General features: G+C 42.3%; 16 protein-coding genes. 14 read left to right on the plus strand and 2 right to left on the minus strand.

What is annotated here, in order from left to right:
• Position 1: 1 nt before the first annotated feature.
• Both CA598_RS14565 and CA598_RS14570 read right to left on the minus strand, forming a co-directional pair.
• Positions 2-907: a TIGR01777 family oxidoreductase gene (locus CA598_RS14565; RefSeq protein ID WP_094876964.1), complete on the minus strand. Its 906-nt coding sequence runs from the start codon at positions 905-907 to the stop codon at positions 2-4.
• A 40-nt stretch (positions 908-947) separates the two neighbouring features.
• Entirely contained in the window at positions 948-1,412 is a 465-nt protein-coding gene (locus tag CA598_RS14570; protein WP_094870664.1) for a DUF2621 domain-containing protein, read from the minus strand.
• Positions 1,413-1,584: 172 nt separating this feature from the next.
• On the opposite strand from CA598_RS14570, the gene CA598_RS14575 reads away from it, so the two are divergent.
• From CA598_RS14575 to CA598_RS14635, 14 genes are all read left to right on the plus strand, one after another.
• Positions 1,585-2,694, plus strand: coding sequence for a deoxyribonuclease IV (locus tag CA598_RS14575; RefSeq protein WP_094876965.1), 1,110 nt, complete (start codon positions 1,585-1,587; stop codon positions 2,692-2,694).
• 65 nt (positions 2,695-2,759) lie between these two features.
• Entirely contained in the window at positions 2,760-3,659 is a 900-nt protein-coding gene (gene purU / locus CA598_RS14580) for a formyltetrahydrofolate deformylase (RefSeq protein ID WP_094870663.1), read from the plus strand.
• Between the two features lie 179 nt (positions 3,660-3,838).
• Entirely contained in the window at positions 3,839-4,579 is a 741-nt protein-coding gene (locus CA598_RS14585) for an SAF domain-containing protein (RefSeq protein ID WP_094876966.1), read from the plus strand.
• Between the two features lie 12 nt (positions 4,580-4,591).
• Complete coding sequence (locus tag CA598_RS14590) at positions 4,592-5,656, plus strand: CpaE/TadZ family protein (protein ID WP_094876967.1); 1,065 nt, start codon at positions 4,592-4,594, stop codon at positions 5,654-5,656.
• On the plus strand, positions 5,653-7,098 hold the full coding sequence (locus tag CA598_RS14595) for a P-loop NTPase family protein (protein WP_094876968.1): 1,446 nt from the start codon (positions 5,653-5,655) through the stop codon (positions 7,096-7,098). Before CA598_RS14590 ends, CA598_RS14595 begins: the two co-directional genes overlap by 4 nt.
• A gap of 12 nt (positions 7,099-7,110) precedes the next feature.
• Positions 7,111-8,160 (plus strand): hypothetical protein, encoded by a 1,050-nt coding sequence (locus CA598_RS14600; protein WP_094876969.1) that lies wholly within the window; start codon positions 7,111-7,113, stop codon positions 8,158-8,160.
• 11 nt (positions 8,161-8,171) lie between these two features.
• A complete protein-coding gene (locus CA598_RS14605; RefSeq protein WP_094876970.1) occupies positions 8,172-9,041 on the plus strand; it encodes a hypothetical protein in 870 nt (289 codons plus the stop codon).
• A gap of 56 nt (positions 9,042-9,097) precedes the next feature.
• Positions 9,098-9,289 carry a hypothetical protein gene (locus tag CA598_RS14610; RefSeq protein WP_094870657.1) on the plus strand — a complete coding sequence of 64 codons (192 nt, stop codon included), beginning with the start codon at positions 9,098-9,100 and terminating at the stop codon, positions 9,287-9,289.
• A gap of 7 nt (positions 9,290-9,296) precedes the next feature.
• Positions 9,297-9,440: a hypothetical protein gene (locus CA598_RS32300; protein ID WP_156113062.1), complete on the plus strand. Its 144-nt coding sequence runs from the start codon at positions 9,297-9,299 to the stop codon at positions 9,438-9,440.
• Between the two features lie 15 nt (positions 9,441-9,455).
• Positions 9,456-9,836: a hypothetical protein gene (locus CA598_RS14615; RefSeq protein ID WP_076284074.1), complete on the plus strand. Its 381-nt coding sequence runs from the start codon at positions 9,456-9,458 to the stop codon at positions 9,834-9,836.
• Positions 9,837-9,856: 20 nt separating this feature from the next.
• Complete coding sequence (locus CA598_RS14620; protein WP_094876971.1) at positions 9,857-10,354, plus strand: hypothetical protein; 498 nt, start codon at positions 9,857-9,859, stop codon at positions 10,352-10,354.
• A gap of 35 nt (positions 10,355-10,389) precedes the next feature.
• Entirely contained in the window at positions 10,390-11,127 is a 738-nt protein-coding gene (locus CA598_RS14625; RefSeq protein WP_094876972.1) for a hypothetical protein, read from the plus strand.
• On the plus strand, positions 11,060-13,324 hold the full coding sequence (locus CA598_RS14630; RefSeq protein ID WP_094876973.1) for a PKD domain-containing protein: 2,265 nt from the start codon (positions 11,060-11,062) through the stop codon (positions 13,322-13,324). The genes CA598_RS14625 and CA598_RS14630 overlap by 68 nt, the downstream gene beginning before the upstream one ends.
• Before the next feature lie 13 nt (positions 13,325-13,337).
• A complete protein-coding gene (locus tag CA598_RS14635) occupies positions 13,338-17,168 on the plus strand; it encodes a hypothetical protein (protein WP_094876974.1) in 3,831 nt (1,276 codons plus the stop codon).
• The last annotated feature ends 52 nt before the right edge of the window (positions 17,169-17,220 follow it).

Here is a 17,220-nt window from a genome sequence, read left to right on the forward strand (position 1 = left end):
GCTATATTTGGCTTTTCAAATTTTCTAAAGCGGTTTGAAGTGTAGGGAAGGTAAAGTTAAAGCCCTGCTCTAATGCTGCCGAAGGAAGGACGCGTTGTCCTTTGAGCAAGATCTCAGACAATTCACCTATTGCTGTTTTTAACAGCATGGCAGGCAGTGGGAACCAATGCGGCCGGTTGTATACTTTGCCAATCATTCTACCGAACTCTTCGTTCGTAACCGGCTGTGGAGCAGTCGCATTAACAGGTCCGGAGATGGTGGGGTTTTGAATACAAAAATCGATTAGACGAACGATATCGGTCAGGTGAATCCAGGAGACCCACTGGTTTCCCGCTCCGATGTTACCACCAAATCCTAATAAATAGGGAAGCTTCATCTTGGGGAATGCTCCGTTTCGGTTACCAAGAACAACCCCAGTTCGCAACTTGATCATACGGATATTCGTGTATGCTTCATCAGAAGCTTCTTCCCATGTCTTAACCACGTCAGAAGGGAAGTCCATGACATGGGCTGGTGATGATTCATTAAAGGTATCTTGCAAAGAGGTTCCGTAAATAGCCACAGCTGATGCCTGAATGACTACAGGAGGTTTGTGTTTCAAACGGGCGAGTAGCTTAGCTGCAGCGGAAACGGCCCAAAGACGGGATTGCATAATTGCTGTTTTGCCGCTCTGACTCCAACGTTGGCTGAGAGAAGCTCCAGCAAGATTGATCAAAGCATCCGCATTTTCGACGGGTGTTGAATCAGTGTGTAGGCTGTCCCATGTGTGGTAACTCAGCTTAGGATGATATGGCGCAGCTTTAGGTAGATTGCGACCGACGATTGCAATTTCATTTCCTGCCTGTAGCCAGTATTTTGTTAGTTCACTGCCAATGAAACCGGTGCCGCCACATATTACATATTTCATAAGGTTGGCCTCCGTTCTGAATGCAACATCAGATTATCAATCACTTGAACAAATGCTGATAAGCAGTGTAGTCGATTTTATTCTTTTCAAGAAAATTGACGAGGAAACGATTGTCACGCCGTGGTGTGGCGACTATGTAACCTTTAATGCAGTGATCACGAGTAACCTCTTTCGCATTACTTTCCACAGCGATCTTACCGATCTCGGCAGCAATGGAATGTTTGGCGATATCGCGAAAAGGGCTAGGCACAGGCTGTACAAGCTGGTCTAAGAAAGCTTTTGATTCATCACTCCAGAGTGAACGACTGCGTTCTACCCAGTAATTTTGCCAGTCCAGCTTTGATTTTCCATCGGCTTTCGGCAATACCTTTAGGAATTTCCGGAACATAAAAAAACCGCCGATACACATGGAACCCAGCAGCATAAATGTCCAGAAAGCGATAGAGTTCATGAACCAATTGCTCGGTGTTGCGGATAATAAACCAAGTCCTGATTGGATAGACATGCATACACCACCTTTTGGCAATGAGTATTCTCACATAATTTAATCTCATATTAAAGTATAGCTTATTTCCAAAGTTTTGCGAAGCAGAACCCAGCATATTGACCTTGTCTAGATTTATTTTTCTGATCACGGTAGAATAGGGGGTAATTCGTGAAGGAAAGAGGGAAGAAGTATGCTGAAAATAGGTTCACACGTGTCTTGCTCGGACAAGGGTCTTTTGACCGCAGCAAATGAAGCAAATGAGTATGGTTCCAGCTCATTTATGATATATACAGGAGCGCCACAGAACACGCGCCGCAAGCCGATTGATGCCATGTATCCGGTTGAAGGAAAGCAAGCAATGAAAGAAAACGGTGTGGAGGAAATTGTCGTCCACGCACCTTATATTATTAATCTCGCTTCCTATAAAGAGAACACGTATCAGTTGGCTGTTGATTTCTTACAAGAGGAAATCCGCCGTACGCATGCGCTTGAGGTCAAGCATATCGTATTACATCCAGGTGCATTCACTGATAAGGATGCAGAATACGGTATTCAGCGGATTGCAGATGGACTTAACGAGGTTCTTGGAGGAACCAATGAAACGGAAGTTCATATAGCCCTAGAAACTATGGCTGGTAAGGGAACAGAAATCGGGCGCAGCTTCGAGGAGATAGCTTCTATTATTGATAAGGTTGAACATAACGAGCGTTTATCCGTATGTCTTGATACTTGTCACATTCATGATGCCGGCTATGATATCGTTAATGATTTGGATGGCGTTCTTAACAAGTTTGATGAGATTATCGGCTTGAATCGTCTTGGGGTTATCCATATCAATGACAGCAAAAATCCATGTGGAGCAGGTAAAGACCGTCACACTCCAATTGGTTCGGGTTGGATCGGTTTTGATACGATTAACAAAATCGTCCATCATGAGAAATTGACAGGTCTGCCATTCATTCTTGAGACGCCATGGGTTGGTAAAGATGCGAAGAAACAGCGTCCGATGTATGAGGTTGAGATTGCTTTGCTCCGTGGCAACGTAGCGGAACGATTTGGACCGGAGTTTATAGAGGATGTTGAAAAACTGCGTGAGTTTTTTGCGAATAAGGAGATCGACTCCCGTCAATTTGTGCTTAATGTCTGGGAGTTGCTGAAGAACGATGCCAAGGCTAAAAAAGCTGATCCACGTGAACCACTGGAACGTCTATATGATGAAGTCATCGCTGCCGAGCTATTCCCGCAATTGAGCGAAGAAGCCATTAATCATCGCTTGATTGCATGGTTAGCAGGCAAGTAAGTGCTCGTTCATGCATAAGTTAGACTTCAGATTGCACATGTAGATGAGAGGATGGGATGAGGGTCATGGAATTACACGTAAAAAGAAACAATTCGTCAGGTGTTGAGTCTTATTCCAACCGCGCGCGTATGCTCATTTCTTGTCCTGACGGACCAGGAATCGTGGCGGCTGTATCACACTTTCTGTATCAGCATGGCGCGAATATTGTGCAATCGGATCAGTACACAATGGATCCAGATGGCGGAATGTTCTTCATGAGAGTTGAGTTTGACCTTCCCGAATTAGGAGATCGTCTGGAAGAGATACGTTCTTTGTTCGGCGGGGTGGCTGAACGTTTCAAGATGAACTGGAAAATTTTCAATGTTCGTCATAAGAAAAGATTAGCCATATTTGTCTCTAAAGAAGACCATTGTCTTGTGGAGCTGCTCTGGCAGTGGCAAGCTGGTGATCTAGAAGCCGACATCGCTCTCGTCGTGAGCAACCATTTGGATATGAAATCGTATGTTGAGTCCTTCGGCATTCCTTTTCACCATATTCCAGTTACAGCTGATACTAAGGCTGAGGCGGAAGTACGTCAGCTTGAGGTCATCGGAGACGACATTGATGTTATCATTCTGGCTCGGTATATGCAGATTATCTCGCCGTCGTTTATTGAACACTATCGCCACCAAATTATTAATATTCATCACTCCTTCCTGCCAGCCTTTATTGGCGGCAATCCTTACGCTCAAGCGTACCAACGCGGGGTGAAGATTATCGGAGCAACTGCTCACTATGTTACAGAAGAGCTTGATGGTGGCCCAATTATTGAACAGGATGTACAGCGGGTTAGTCACGGTGATGATGTCATCGAGCTGAAGCGGATTGGACGCACCATTGAGCGGGTTGTTCTGGCTCGTGCGGTGAAGTGGCATATCGAAGACCGGATCCTCGTCCATCAAAATAAGACCGTAGTGTTTAAATAAAAGGTTATTTTCCGGTGAGAGCCTATGGTATGAACCTGAGCGCTTTTATCGGAACCCTATAATCTAATAGCTCTTTAAATCTCTACAGGTAAAAAAAGCATTTTACCAGCAGCTTGGCTATTTACGCCAAGTTGCTTTTTGTCGTTTTTCAAAACTGTGCTTTTGAGGAGGCGGAAGGCTTGGCTTTACAGCGTAGGCAACTGTTGAAACGCAATTATTTCTTCGCAAGTCTCATTTTGATTACTGGAGTCGGCGGATTATTAGGCTATGATCTCTACTTCAAGCCCTACGTACTATCCCGAACTGTGGTCAAAATCAAAGTGGAAGGCGGGGAGCTTCTTCCCAAAAACTATGAGCTGAAAGCAAGTGATTTATATCTGGATTCTGTTCAGACCAAGGATATACCTTCGGGTGTAATTACAGAAATCGCACAAGTGGAGCACAAAATTACGAATGTAAATCTGACCAATGGAAGTATTTTGACGGCATCCTTAGTGGATGTTAGTGATTTAGAACCCCTAAAGGATGAAGGGATTTTTCCTATACCGAAGGAGGCTATCTTTGCCATCAATGGTTCACTGCGCAGCCGGGATAAGGTGGATATTTATCTTGTTGATGGAGACCGAGAAAGGCGGAGTGAATCGCTTAGCCCAGACAAGAAGGAAGAGGAAGAACTGATCGTGCAGAGCCCAATTAGTGAACCTGCAAAGGAGGTGTTTATATCGGGAGTCACCGTTAATTATGTGCGAACAGAAGACAATAATGATGTGCTGGATTCAGAAAAGGGAAACAACAATAATCGTTTTACTTCGACTGGCAAGGTGGCGACACCAGAATTGAAGCTGAAGAAAAGTGATGGCGAGCGGCTTGGACAATTTTTGGAGCAGGGAAAGAAGCTGTGGATCGTACGGGTCGAGTAGGAGGGAAGAGTCTTGAAAATATTTAGTCTAGGCCTAGAACAGTTAACCATTAATGATATCAAAAATGCAGGATTTATTGTAATTACACAAAGTGTACTTCCTGATCCATCTCATACAGAGGGCCATATGCTAATGGTTACCAGTGATCAGATTCAAGCTCAGTCACTTAGCGAACTGCGCCGGAATTATCCGGGCTCAACGATCTTATATGTATATTTGCAAAAGGGAATCAGTGGTTACCAAGCTGTACATATGCTGTGTGAAAGCTTAGGGATCTATTTTATACCTCCTCGTTCTACCTCGTCAGCGGTGATAGAGAAGATTCGCTTTATTCTAGACGAGAATGGCGAGGAACGAGGTAATTTGGTTGGTTTTTTTGGATCTGGTCCGGGGATCGGCTGCACTAGTGTAGCCAAACTGTTCGCAAGACGAATTGCCGCGGCGGGCCTTCGTGTTATTGTCCTTGGACTTGATTTATATGATCCCGGATATGACCGCAAAGCTACCATTAGTCTGGATAGGCTTCGATCAAGGCTCACAGGGAAGATGATTCATGATGAGGATTTTGAGCAATTGATTAAGCAAGACGGTTACTCGTATCTCCCAGGCAATTACGATTACTTAAGCGCACAAGATTATCAGGAGGATGAGATTGAATATTTTTTGTCTAGAGCTGGGGCAAATGCAGATGTGGTTATTGCTGACTTCGGCTCTATCCCGGAAAGTGCTGCATGGTATGTCGGAATGCACAAATCGGCACTGCGTATGATCGTCACTCATCCAAAGCATGAATACAGACTCGAACCTCTGCTAGAGCTTGCTGGGCATATGGATCTACATCCACATGATTTTCAACTAATTATTAATCGCAGTAATGTGGAAGAAATATCTTCTCCTAAAAATCTAGCGCTTCGCTTTGGGACTGAAATTTTGCTGGAGCTGCCGTATTACCAGCCCTTGCAGGAGAGCTTACCCCTAGGCAAAAAAGAGCTGCAGCATGTGGATGATAAGGTACATTCTCTGCTCGTGTCCATGAGCCTGGCGCCAGAAGCTAAAAAGAAAGGTATATTCCTATGAATGGAAATCAACCGAACCGTCCATTGTTCTCTCTAAAAGAAAGTATCCTACGTATGAGCAAACCGGGCAAGGAAGACTTTTATGTATTTTTGCAAAAAATGAAAAACGATATGAACGAAGGGCTGGAACGTGAGGATGATGTTTACTTCGAGTTAAATGCGAAGGCGCTAATTGGGGATCCGCAGGCGGTTAGCTTTTTTATGAATGAGATAGAGAAATACTTGCGGAAGATACCCTTTACGGGCATGGTTCCAGAAGCATACAGAACAGCTGCAGAAGCGCTCTATCATGAGTGGAAGGGCTTTGGTCCAGCGTATCGTTGGTTTACGGATCGTGCATACAGTGAATCAACCGGGCTACAGATGATCGGAAAGCAGATCTTTTATAACCATAAAGGTGAGTTTGTAGTTTATCCATATGAGATGCCTTCACTAGATCGGGTCGAACAGTTAAAGCGCTCCTTATTAAAAAGTGATCCCAACAAAAAGCTGAACAAGGACAACCCTTCAGTGGAGTTTAAAATGGATGACCCGCTCTGGCCTGGCCGATTTATTAGGCTTGCCATTTGGGTATCCCCGAGAGTATGGGATGGCTTCACCACAATATCGTTACGGCGGCAGGTTGTAGAGTTTCTGAGTCTAGACGATCAGGCGGGTACGGAATGTATTCCTGCGGAAGCGGTTGAAATGATTCGGGTGTTATCATCTACCTTTCGCAATAGCATTATTGCGGGCGCTGTAGGCTCGGGAAAAACAACCTTTGCAAATACGATCGTCGGTGAGCAACTGCTCGGATCTTCATCCTGTATGGGTGTAGTGATGATAGAAAAGCATCCGGAGTCGATTTTACCTTATCAAATTAAAGGGCACCGAATCATTCCAATCCAGGCTGCGAACGAGGAATTGATGGAGGTAGGGGTAGAGTCTCTGCGGCATGATCCGAACATTTTGTATATGACCGAGATGCGGTATAACGAATGGGAATTTTATCTGTGGAGTGGGGAAAAAGGGTATGACGGCATCACCGGAACGTTCCACACCGTTGATTCGGAGGATATTCCTTATCAAGGCGCTTTTGCCGTGTCGACAAGGATTGGCGGGAGCCTTAAGGGGCATTTGATCTCTGCACTGAAATCATGCGAGCTGGTCTTTATTCTGGAAAGTGTTCCGAACGGAAAGAAGCGGTTAACTCGAATATCGGAAGTCTTTTATGACGAGGAAAAGAACTCTGTATTTGCGAATGATCTGATGCGCTGGGAACCCCAGAAGATGCGTTGGTCCTATAATGACAAGCTGACGAAGAACCTGATTCTGAAGATGACTAGGAAAAATGAGCAGGCAACACAGTTGCTTCAGAAAGAGCTGGGACAGCTTGCAGCAGCAAAACCAATGGATCAGCCTATCAAAGAAAGCTTGAAATCTAAGATCATTCTTAACGAGTGAGGAGGTGAAACCGTGGATTTATTATTGTATATTTTTCGTTTTGTCCTTCATTTGTTAATTGTATGGGGAATTTGGCTGCTCATTAAACCGCTAATCGAACGGCATTTACGACAGGTAGGTCAGAAGTTCGATTATCGGATCAAACATAAAATGAGTATTTTTGGAAAAAGGGTTAGCTCGGTGAAAAAAAGGTTGTGGCTCTACCGTCATCTAGATAATCTTTTATATTTTGTACACCGAAAATATGAGCCGGGCATTAGCGTTATGCGATTTTTCATGCGTACAGCAATAGTGTTTATCGCGGTTTTTCTATCAGGACTACTGACGCTAAGCGAGCTTCCTGGGCAATTGAGTTTTAACAATCCTTTTCTGGAGGGGATAACTTTTAACGAAGGGCGTTCGATTCAGGGGGCTTGGAGATTTCCACTTTTTATGGCTGTGATTTCTGCGACGATTCCTTATTTTCGTATGAGATACATCTACGCGCAGAGGAAGGTGCATGGAAGCTATGATTTACTCGATGTAGTCAAAATTTCCACCAAATTCACTCACTTGTCGGTAGATTCCATTCTCGATCGGACAACGGATTTTCTTACGGATAAGAATGTGCTGAAGGGTCCTTTGAAGCTGCTAGGGGCTGCATTTTCCAATTACAGTAGTGAGAAGGAGCTTGTTGAGGAAGCCGGGAGATTTTCGAATGCGATTGGCACTACCTTCGCCCTAGAATTTATATCGGATCTGCTCTATGCCGAGAAGGAGGGGACCCGTTATTTAAAAAGCTCATTGATGCTGTTAAATCGTTCCATGGAACAACAGAGGGAAACGATTTTGACTGTGAAAGCGGGGAGTAGAGATGCGATTAGCCTTGGCTTATACGGAAATCTTTTGGTGCTGATATCAACGGTTGGAACCTTTATGTACATGCTGAAGCCTGATATCTATTTCCAATTGCAGTTTGAGACTACAGTAGGACTTTCTTTTTTGATGGTGATCATCTCCGGTCTTTTTATTTCTTTTGTGATTAGCACTATTCTTGCCAGACCTAAACTGGACTACCACTAAGGTGATGAGCTATGGACAGATTGTTACTATTAATTACTGTAATCGGGATTGTATATGTCGCTTTACTTGTCTTTATAAGCAGCAGCAGTAAACAGGAAAAATATCTTGTCCGATTAGGACTGCGGTGGAATAAGTTTGGGGAACGGATGCAGGGAGATAGACTCCAGCAATTATTGAACGATTCAGGTTTATCTATTGCGGCCCGTAAAATTACGCTTTTCCGTTACTCGGCAGCGCTGATTTATTTAATAACTCAAGTCATCAGTGATTTTATTCGTTCAAATTCTTTTTCTATCTATGACCCTCTAATTGCTCTACTTATTCTCATAATTAGCAGTCCGATGCGCTATCTTCCGTTTGGCTGGGTGCTTGCATGGCTTCATCAAAAAACGGTTATTAAAAAAGACGGTGAGCTGATCTCTTTCATCCGTCTATATGAGAATAATCGGCTGCGCAAGCGCGGATATGCGCAATTTGGCACTTTTTGCGGGAGTACGGCTGGACATTTTCAATATATACGTCAGGACTTGTACGAGTTGTCTGAACGAGCAGTAGATGAGGGTGTGGAGGGGGCGATTGAATGGTTCTGTGCCAAGTTTCCGGATAATCATAGTTTTATTAATGACATCCGGTCCATTTTGCTGGCTACTGAGGGTATGGAGGACGACACAGAAGCGGCGAATTATTTGCGTGAGCAAGGTAAGATTATATCCAAAATCTCCAGTGATCAGTATTTGAAAAAGTGGTCTTTTATCGGTGATTTATCTACGATCATTAATGTGATCCCATCGATTGCTACTTTTTTGATGATTGTCGCGATGGCGATGCAGTACATTTTGCTGATCAAAGGGAATTTTAATGGTGTCGGCATGTTCCAGTGAAAAATTGTATATTCAATATTATTTTAAAAATATAAAATAAAAGGGAGATTTTAACAATGAAAAAGGATGCTATTTCTACAGGTTTGTTTATTGCTATTGGATTTTTATGTGTGGCCATCGTAATTGCTGTTTTGATTCCTGTAGTTCGGGAGGTCATTGATGCTACGGATGATAATAAACCGACGATTCCGGGTGTGACTTTTATTCAACCACTGGATTCCAGCCAAACTTCAACTGCTCGGGTTTAATTCGATTATGAAAAAAGACTCTATCTCCATAGCAATGTTTCTGGCTATTGGCTTTGTGATCGCAGGGATGTTTATCACAGTAGCTACGCATATCATTGGCAGCAGTCAAGACGATATCATCACACATACTAAGCAAGTAGAGCAATATTAGAAGGAGGCGTTTCTATTGAAGGAGACCGTCCTCCGGGCATTATTCATGTGGCTTGTCCTGTTTATTATCCTGCAGCCCATATTTACCTATATTGATTATTTGCTAGATTTACAGGTCAAAGCTAATACGTCCTACATCACACAAAAAGCTGCAACAGAGGGGATGGTCACAGCGTCTATGCGGAACGAAGTGATTTCAAATCTCAAGGCGATTGGGTTCTCAGAGGGTTCTATAGAAATTACGAGCAGTACGGATACCATTCAAGAACGCAAGCAACGAATTGATGTGTATGTAACAGCACCGCGGATAAATTTGTTTCCGTATAACTTTTCCACAGTTTCGCAGCCGACCCGATATTATGGCCATGGGTCAATTATGAGTGAATATCTCGATTGATTAAGGGATGAGCCTAATTTATGGATTACATTATTAAGCTGGCATTTGTCCTGCTGATCTTTATCTACTCCTGGTTCTTTCAGATCCAGAATCAGGAGTGGGACATGCTGCGCAGCATGCTAAAAGATGCAAACAATATCGCTGTTCACGATGCTGCGCAGGAATTAGATGAAACTGAACTCACACGAGGTCGTCTAATTATCGATCCCGCGCTTGCTTACGATACTTTTCAACATGCCTTGCAGGCGAATCTTGGGCTTGATAACGGCCTTTCTCCTCAAGTAGGCAGTCGTTTTAAGAATCAAGTAAAGATCGTGAAGTTTGATATTATTGATGATTCCGATGGAGTGACTTTTCCGCTTTTATACGAGGATAGTGAATATGGCATTACCAAATACATAGAGGGTCCCTCGGTTATTGCCGTTATCGAGACGGAACATCCGTTGCTGATCTCCAGAGCCAAAACACAAGAGCCTATCAGAGTACCTGCAGTTCAGGAGTATAAGTTCAATAAGTAGGGAAAATCCAATTGAGACTAGGGAGAGATTCGGGGATGAAGAAGAGAGTTGTAAAGGCGACTTTGGCAGCGGCAATGTTATTTAGCGTGGTTTTAGGGCAGGGAGTGGCTGTAAAAGCGGAAACGATTACACCAGTAGTTACGGCTAAGCCAATCACATCCGAGGTACCCGCAGCAACGGTGAAACCTGCAGTTACGCCAGCGCCTATCATGAGGGATAATCTGTTTAAATTTGGTCTGAAGAAAGACTTGGAGTTGCCTGTGACAGTTACGGCGGGTGGGTTGAGTTATACTCTGGAGAAGCTGATGTTTTACGACGTAAAGTCTAAAGAAGCACAATCTCTAATGAAGCTGTATGGTTATTCAGATCGAATTTATAAAACACCTACTAAATATATGGTATGGACTAAACTCACCATTGAAAATAAGGGTAGTAAAATCATTCAATTAAGTGCTAAAGATCCGAGTTCGAAATGGTATTTTAAAATGGATGGTAATAATCTTCTTGAACCTGCACCTAAAAATAAAATGTTAGAGTTGAACAATAAAGAAGCATTGTGGAATTGGGTATTGAAACCAGGTGAAAAGCTATCTAGCTATCAGATGTATGGGTACATTAAAGACCCTTCAGTTATTTCTATATACGTTAATCTTGGAGGCGATTTTGAAGAAAAATACATTGTTAAACGCCAGGGGAGTAATTTATATGAAGAAAATTTGGATTGTTCTGCTTACAGTTATACTAGTTTTTGTATATATCCCACAGAACATTAAAGCAGCTAATTCGCAAAGCAAAACAGTGTCAATACCTTCAGAAATTCTTAATGGGTCTGCAAATGCTCAAAAATCTTACTACTTAGATCTTCCAAGTGGAGTATCCAATTCGGCAATTAATGTCTCTTCTCTTAAATATAATGGCACTAATCAAAAAGTTGCTCTTACAATGGAGAATGGAAAAATAAAGGTTACTTTAAAGGGCGTTGAAGCAAAACAACGAATAGATAATTTACTCGGGTATAATGCCTCATTTGAAACCCTTTTTTTAACAACTCCTGGTAATTCTATTTGGCGATATTCAGACGGAGTAAGATGGCAGATAAATGAATGGGATCCATACATTAATGCTCAGAAACATAACGATAAAAATGGACAAGGTAATGGTACACCTAGAAATGATCCCCCGGATATGACGGTGGTAACTCAATCAGCAGTATCACGTTCGGGAATTAAATGGTATGACAAAAACGTGAATTCGGTAATTGATTCATCTCAGATCATAGAGTCAACCGTCCAATTAGTTGTACCTACAGATACACTTCCATCAACATATGTTAATCATAATGTCTTAAATGGGAAGCAATTTATTATTTATTATAAAACTGACGCAGCTACGCAAAATTTTGATCCTGAACAATTAAGTTCGAACTTTGACAAAAGTGGTCATGCGTTGGGTAGGCGTTATAAAACAAAATTAAACTACTACTTTACAGGTTCGGCTAATGTAACTACTTACAAATACAGTGGAAACGTCTCTTTTGACTACACTCTCCCTACAGAACCAACACTTACCGGTACGGTAACTCTAAATAAACCTAATCCCAATCCAACAAAATTGGGAGATAAAGACGAACCCGTTCAAATCTCATTAATAGGGCTGCTGCAAGGATACAATGATGCTTCAAACATTGACGAGTGGGTGTTCTATGCTAAAGAGAAAGATAAGAACAACACACTCAAAACGAAAAAGGAATCTGCAAAGACATTTAACGTAAGCGCTTTATTTGACTTTGAGATCAAAAAGTCGAGTGTAACGGGCGAATATTTTACTCAGGAATATGCTTTAACCGTTCTCGTCCGCTTTAAAAAGCCAATCGTCACAAAGAGTGGAACCATCACCTCTCTGGAACAGCCCCTACAGATTTCAGCAGGTGTTTATAAAAACAAACCTCTGGTTACTTTTCCTCCACCTCCGACCAAGCCAACAGAACCGGAAGGAAAGCCGCCTATTGCAAGAATATCAACAGCTAGATACATAAAAGCAGGGGATGATATGCTCGTTAGCGGAAATGCTTCCTATGATCCGGATGGATATATCACTGATTATGCTTGGAGCACATCTGGAGCGCAGGGAGAAATAGGAAATGTCCCAAGGGGGTATGTATGGTATACCAGAGAGCAAGTTGGAGAGACATTTCCTATAGCGCTCACAGTCGTTGACAATGATGGACAAATAGGTAGTACAAGTACAGAAGTTACCGTCATTGAGCCGAAACCAGCAGCAATTATAGGTATAGAAGGAATACTTAAACAAAATCGTAAAACGACATTGTTTAATAGAAGCCAGAGTCCAACACGCTTTCCGTTAATACCATCGAAAACACGAGTTACCATCACTGCGGTTTCTGTTGGGACGAATGAAGATATTAAGTACAGTGGCACATTGTCTGATTTCGAAAGCAAAGACGTCTTATTTAAGAAACCTGGAAAATATAAGGCTACGATCTATGTGGAAAACACGCTTGGATATTCTTCAAGTAATGAGATCACTTTTGATATTGTGCCAGATGAAGCGCCGTACAACTATTTTACTCTGCCTGGAGTGCTATATCGAAGTCCTGATTACGGTAATAAAGCGGTGGTTTCATTGGATGATATCTCCTATTCGCCTGATAAAGATGTAGTGGGTCGGAGACTCTGGGAGTATCGCTATGATTCAAATAATGACGGGAGTTTCAGCGGAGAAGCATGGGTGATCTTCAGTAATGAGAACAAAGACCGCTTAAATTTAGAGCTGAGCGAGGTAGGGAAATATGAAATCCGACTTACTGTGTTTGAAGAGTTTGGTCAACCCACCATTGATGAGTTTGTGACAGAAGCTGATCGGAAATCTACAAATTCAGATGGACAAAAGTTAAGCTCACGGATTGTAGAAGTGAAAAATCGAGCGCCAGAAGTTGATTGGTCCTGGTAGGAGAGGTGCTTAAATGAAAAAAACAAAAGAAATACTTTCACTAGTAATTATAATCACTATCTTATTCGGAGTTTTTCCTAGTCAGGGAGTGTATCTTCAGACAGCAGAGGCTGCGACGGGTGATCCTAATTTCATTACTTATAAAGATATAAATATACCTGCTGATGGTGATTTTTATGACGCTGGTTGGAATTATGGTACTATGCGTGGGACAATAAATAACCAAAAACTAACGAATATTAAATATAATCGTACCACTAAGCAAATTACATTTGATATTAGTTCAGATGCAACATTGACTGTAGGAGTAAACTTGTATAAATCACAAAGTGCTCTAGATAGACGTGTTGTTCGAGCGGATCTCTGTGTAGCGGCAATACCAGAGGGGGCACCATTAGATTTACCAGTCTACCAATATAATTGTCCGAGCCACTGGTCAAATCCAAATACCAATTGGACCCCATTGTATAGGAGTTTTTTTGCTGGACCGTTTGACCCGAATACATTCGATCATACATTTAATCTTGCGACAGATGTTCCTTATGGAAATGTTATAGGGAATTTAAGTTATGGTGAACTTCCAATAGGTTTAGTTATTAATTACAGTTTTGGTGCAGGTCAACAGGATGGATTTCGTGGATATGGTCCAGAACATGGATATGGAGGGCCGTACATTGGTTGGAGTTTTCAAAGAGTATTTCCTTTGATACCTAATAGTCCACCTACCATTTCGTTAAATACACCCAATAATCAAGTCCTGCAGAACGAGCCTGGACGAAACACACTTAACATCGAGGGATATGTCCATGATCCAGATAATGATGATCTTATCGTAAGTGCGGAGATACCAAATATATTTTATAGGAAGACGGTAGTCTCTCAAACGAAAGGGTATCAGTATTTCTCTATCCCTGTAGACGCTGTGGCTGATTCGATCCCGCCGGGCGATTATACGATGACTGTAAAAGTAGCAGATCCTTCAAATATGTCAGAATCCGCGAGTATGACCTTTAAAGTTACAAACAGACTGAAGCGAAACGCTTTTGTTCTCGTTACTAGTCCTATAGAGAATAGCGGCACCACCTATGAAGATTATGAGTGGGATGCTAAGTACGCTGATCGAGTGAGATATGATCATGATCCGAATTACTTTGATAACTCAATGGGGATTATAGGGGATTCGGGACTATGGAGGACGAGCCTTTACACTTCATTTCCGTATACCGGACAATATGTAGTGAGTTATCAAGCTAAGGATATACCGAAACAGGATGCTCGCTTTGCTGAATATCAGATGTGGAGTAAAGATGCCGCATCTACGATGAGTTTTAAAGTTCACCGTAAGCCAATAGCGCTTTTTTCAGCAAGGCTTATCAATGGAAATGTTCAATTAACAGATTCATCCTACGATTTAGATCATATTACAAGTGCTGATAAAGGGATTGTGCAGTGGCAATGGCAATATAAAAAGAGTCTTGATGAGATGTGGATCGACGGGCAGCCACCTGGGGGAGTTTTTGAAAAGGACAGCTACGACATACGTTTAAGAGTCCGTGATGTGGATGGAGATAATGGAATCGGTGTATGGAGTGATTGGTGTCAACGTACTGTGGGGAATGCGTCTGTTAATCTACCACCCGTTGCATTATTTACCGTTAATCCGAATATCGTTTCTTACCGTAAATTTACGAGTATTATAGACAAGTCTTTCGATCCAGATAATGATCCATTGGATGTATATTACTGGACTGTAATCAAAGACGGATGGAATAAAGTATGGGAACATTGGGGTGGAGCTACAACACCGCCGAACATCGCATCATTCGGTGAAGGGAATTATCAACTCAATCTACAAGTACATGATAATCGTGGCTTGTGGTCGGATGGGTACAGTCAAAATGTACAGGTAGTCAATCATCCACCGGCTGCAGCATTTACAATGCCTAACGAAATTTACCGCGATACGATTATCACAATGGATAACTTAACACCAGATCCGGATGAAGATGGAGATGTTTTATCTTATGCCTGGAATGCAAAGTTTAATGACTCTCCATACTACTGGGCAGGAAACAACCGTTATCAATCTATGACCATTCGTGATCTTATTAACCGTAACGGTATATCACATAAAAAAGCTATTTCTGAGAGTTGGGAAATGCAGCTCACAGCCTCTGATGGAAGGTTAAGCTCTTATGCGACACGTACATTTATGGTTAAGAATCATGTTCCTGTTGCTAAGATTAACGGACCGTCATCCGTAAATCAGTATGATACAAAACAATTTACGTCAGGCGATATTGATGAGGATACATCAGATCAAGGCTCGTTAGAATACTACTGGAAAGTAACGAACAGTACGGGTGAAATGAAATCATATCTTACTCGCGATATAACACTTACTTTCTCAGATCCAGGGGTATATACGTTAGAACATTGGGCAATCGATCAAATAGGAGATAAGTCGAATATCGCTGGATTGCAAGTCCAAGTGAAAGAGAATTTGGCGCCTACTATGACTTTAACTAGCCCTTCAGGTACAGCAACAAACCCATCTGTGATTGATGCGGATCAAGGCGATCCATTAATTAAATGGACTTACGCAGATCCGGAAAATGATTCACAAGAGAAATACAGGTTAGAGTTCTTTACGAAGGATGGTCTATTAGTCTCCACGATAGAAAATCCGGATCCTACAGGATTGCTCAGACAATATCAAATCCCAAATAATACATTTGAACGGTTTGAATACTTTACAGTGCAAGGTCGGGCATACTCCAAATTTTCATGGTCAGATGTATCAAATGAAAAAACATTCATCATCGATAACGCACCTAAGCCGGGATTCACTCTGATCACAGATACTGGTAAAGATGCGGCTAAGGTACCGATCTACAGGACGGACGTTCTGAACATTAAGAGTACCGCCTCTGATCCGGACGAACCAAAAGGAGATATAATCAGCCACAAGTATTTCTTAAAACCATCAAGTGGAACAGAAGCCCTAGCGAGCACTCAAAAGGACTTCACGAAGCAGTTTAGTAGTAATGGTGTCTTTACCTTTAGACAAATCGTTACAGATTCATTGGGTCTGCAACGTGAGCTTTCGCAGAACATTACAGTAGTCAACCGGATACCGACGACTACAATAACGTACCCAACCAGTGTTGATCCATCTAACCCGACAATCGCAAGCACACTTACCCCGATCATTAAATGGGATTATCAAGATGAAGACGGAGATCTTCAGCAACGTTATAAGGTGCGAATTATTAACTTGGCCACAGGTGTAATCAAGGTACAATCTGGTGAGCAAGTATCAAGCGCTAAGCAATGGCAGATTCCAGTTGGTTCACTGATCGAAAACGAGAAGTATGCAGTCGAGGTTGAAGTTTTTGACGGGTTCAGCTGGGGCAATGTTTCTGCACGTAAATATTTCATGGTTAATCTATTAAGTATAAAAGGTGGAGTGAAGCACACTGAAGAGTGGAACAACAACCGTAAGGGTTATAATCTGAAAAAGAGCGGCAATAAGGAGAGTCCAAGAGGATACAATGTATTTTGGGCAGGTGAACGTTTTGTTCTGCAAGGTACAGCAACAGGTCTCCCAGATACTGTGCAAGTGACTATGAACGGAGGGTTTACTACGCAGCTCAGCCCAACTAACGACGATAAAACCTTCTGGACAGGTGAAATGTACGATAGCTCTTTTGAAAAGCTACCCGATGGCCCTGTTACTTTTACCTTTACGGCTCAGAATGCGTACAACACCAAAACGGATACCGTTACAGTTGTTATATCATCAGATTGGGCGGAGTATTTCCAAAGTCATCGAATAAAGTAGAGTAGGGCCTATATCACCTATCCCATTTCTTTTTTGCGTGACTTCACAGGAT

The organism is Paenibacillus sp. VTT E-133291 (assembly GCF_002264395.1).
Classification (GTDB): Bacteria; Bacillota; Bacilli; order Paenibacillales; family Paenibacillaceae; genus Paenibacillus_AQ; species Paenibacillus_AQ nitricinens.

Bases quoted from the DNA above. Each gene is read 5' to 3' on its own strand.
- purU (WP_094870663.1), top strand. From the start codon at position 2,760: ATGGAATTACACGTAAAAAGAAACAATTCGTCAGGTGTTGAGTCTTAT.
- CA598_RS14565 (WP_094876964.1), bottom strand. From the start codon at position 907: ATGAAATATGTAATATGTGGCGGCACCGGTTTCATTGGCAGTGAACTA.
- CA598_RS14625 (WP_094876972.1), top strand. From the start codon at position 10,390: ATGAAGAAGAGAGTTGTAAAGGCGACTTTGGCAGCGGCAATGTTATTT.
- CA598_RS14605 (WP_094876970.1), top strand. From the start codon at position 8,172: ATGGACAGATTGTTACTATTAATTACTGTAATCGGGATTGTATATGTC.
- CA598_RS14570 (WP_094870664.1), bottom strand. From the start codon at position 1,412: ATGTCTATCCAATCAGGACTTGGTTTATTATCCGCAACACCGAGCAAT.
- CA598_RS14630 (WP_094876973.1), top strand. From the start codon at position 11,060: ATGAAGAAAATTTGGATTGTTCTGCTTACAGTTATACTAGTTTTTGTA.
- CA598_RS14620 (WP_094876971.1), top strand. From the start codon at position 9,857: ATGGATTACATTATTAAGCTGGCATTTGTCCTGCTGATCTTTATCTAC.
- CA598_RS14575 (WP_094876965.1), top strand. From the start codon at position 1,585: ATGCTGAAAATAGGTTCACACGTGTCTTGCTCGGACAAGGGTCTTTTG.
- CA598_RS32300 (WP_156113062.1), top strand. From the start codon at position 9,297: ATGAAAAAAGACTCTATCTCCATAGCAATGTTTCTGGCTATTGGCTTT.
- CA598_RS14610 (WP_094870657.1), top strand. From the start codon at position 9,098: ATGAAAAAGGATGCTATTTCTACAGGTTTGTTTATTGCTATTGGATTT.
- CA598_RS14635 (WP_094876974.1), top strand. From the start codon at position 13,338: ATGAAAAAAACAAAAGAAATACTTTCACTAGTAATTATAATCACTATC.
- CA598_RS14595 (WP_094876968.1), top strand. From the start codon at position 5,653: ATGAATGGAAATCAACCGAACCGTCCATTGTTCTCTCTAAAAGAAAGT.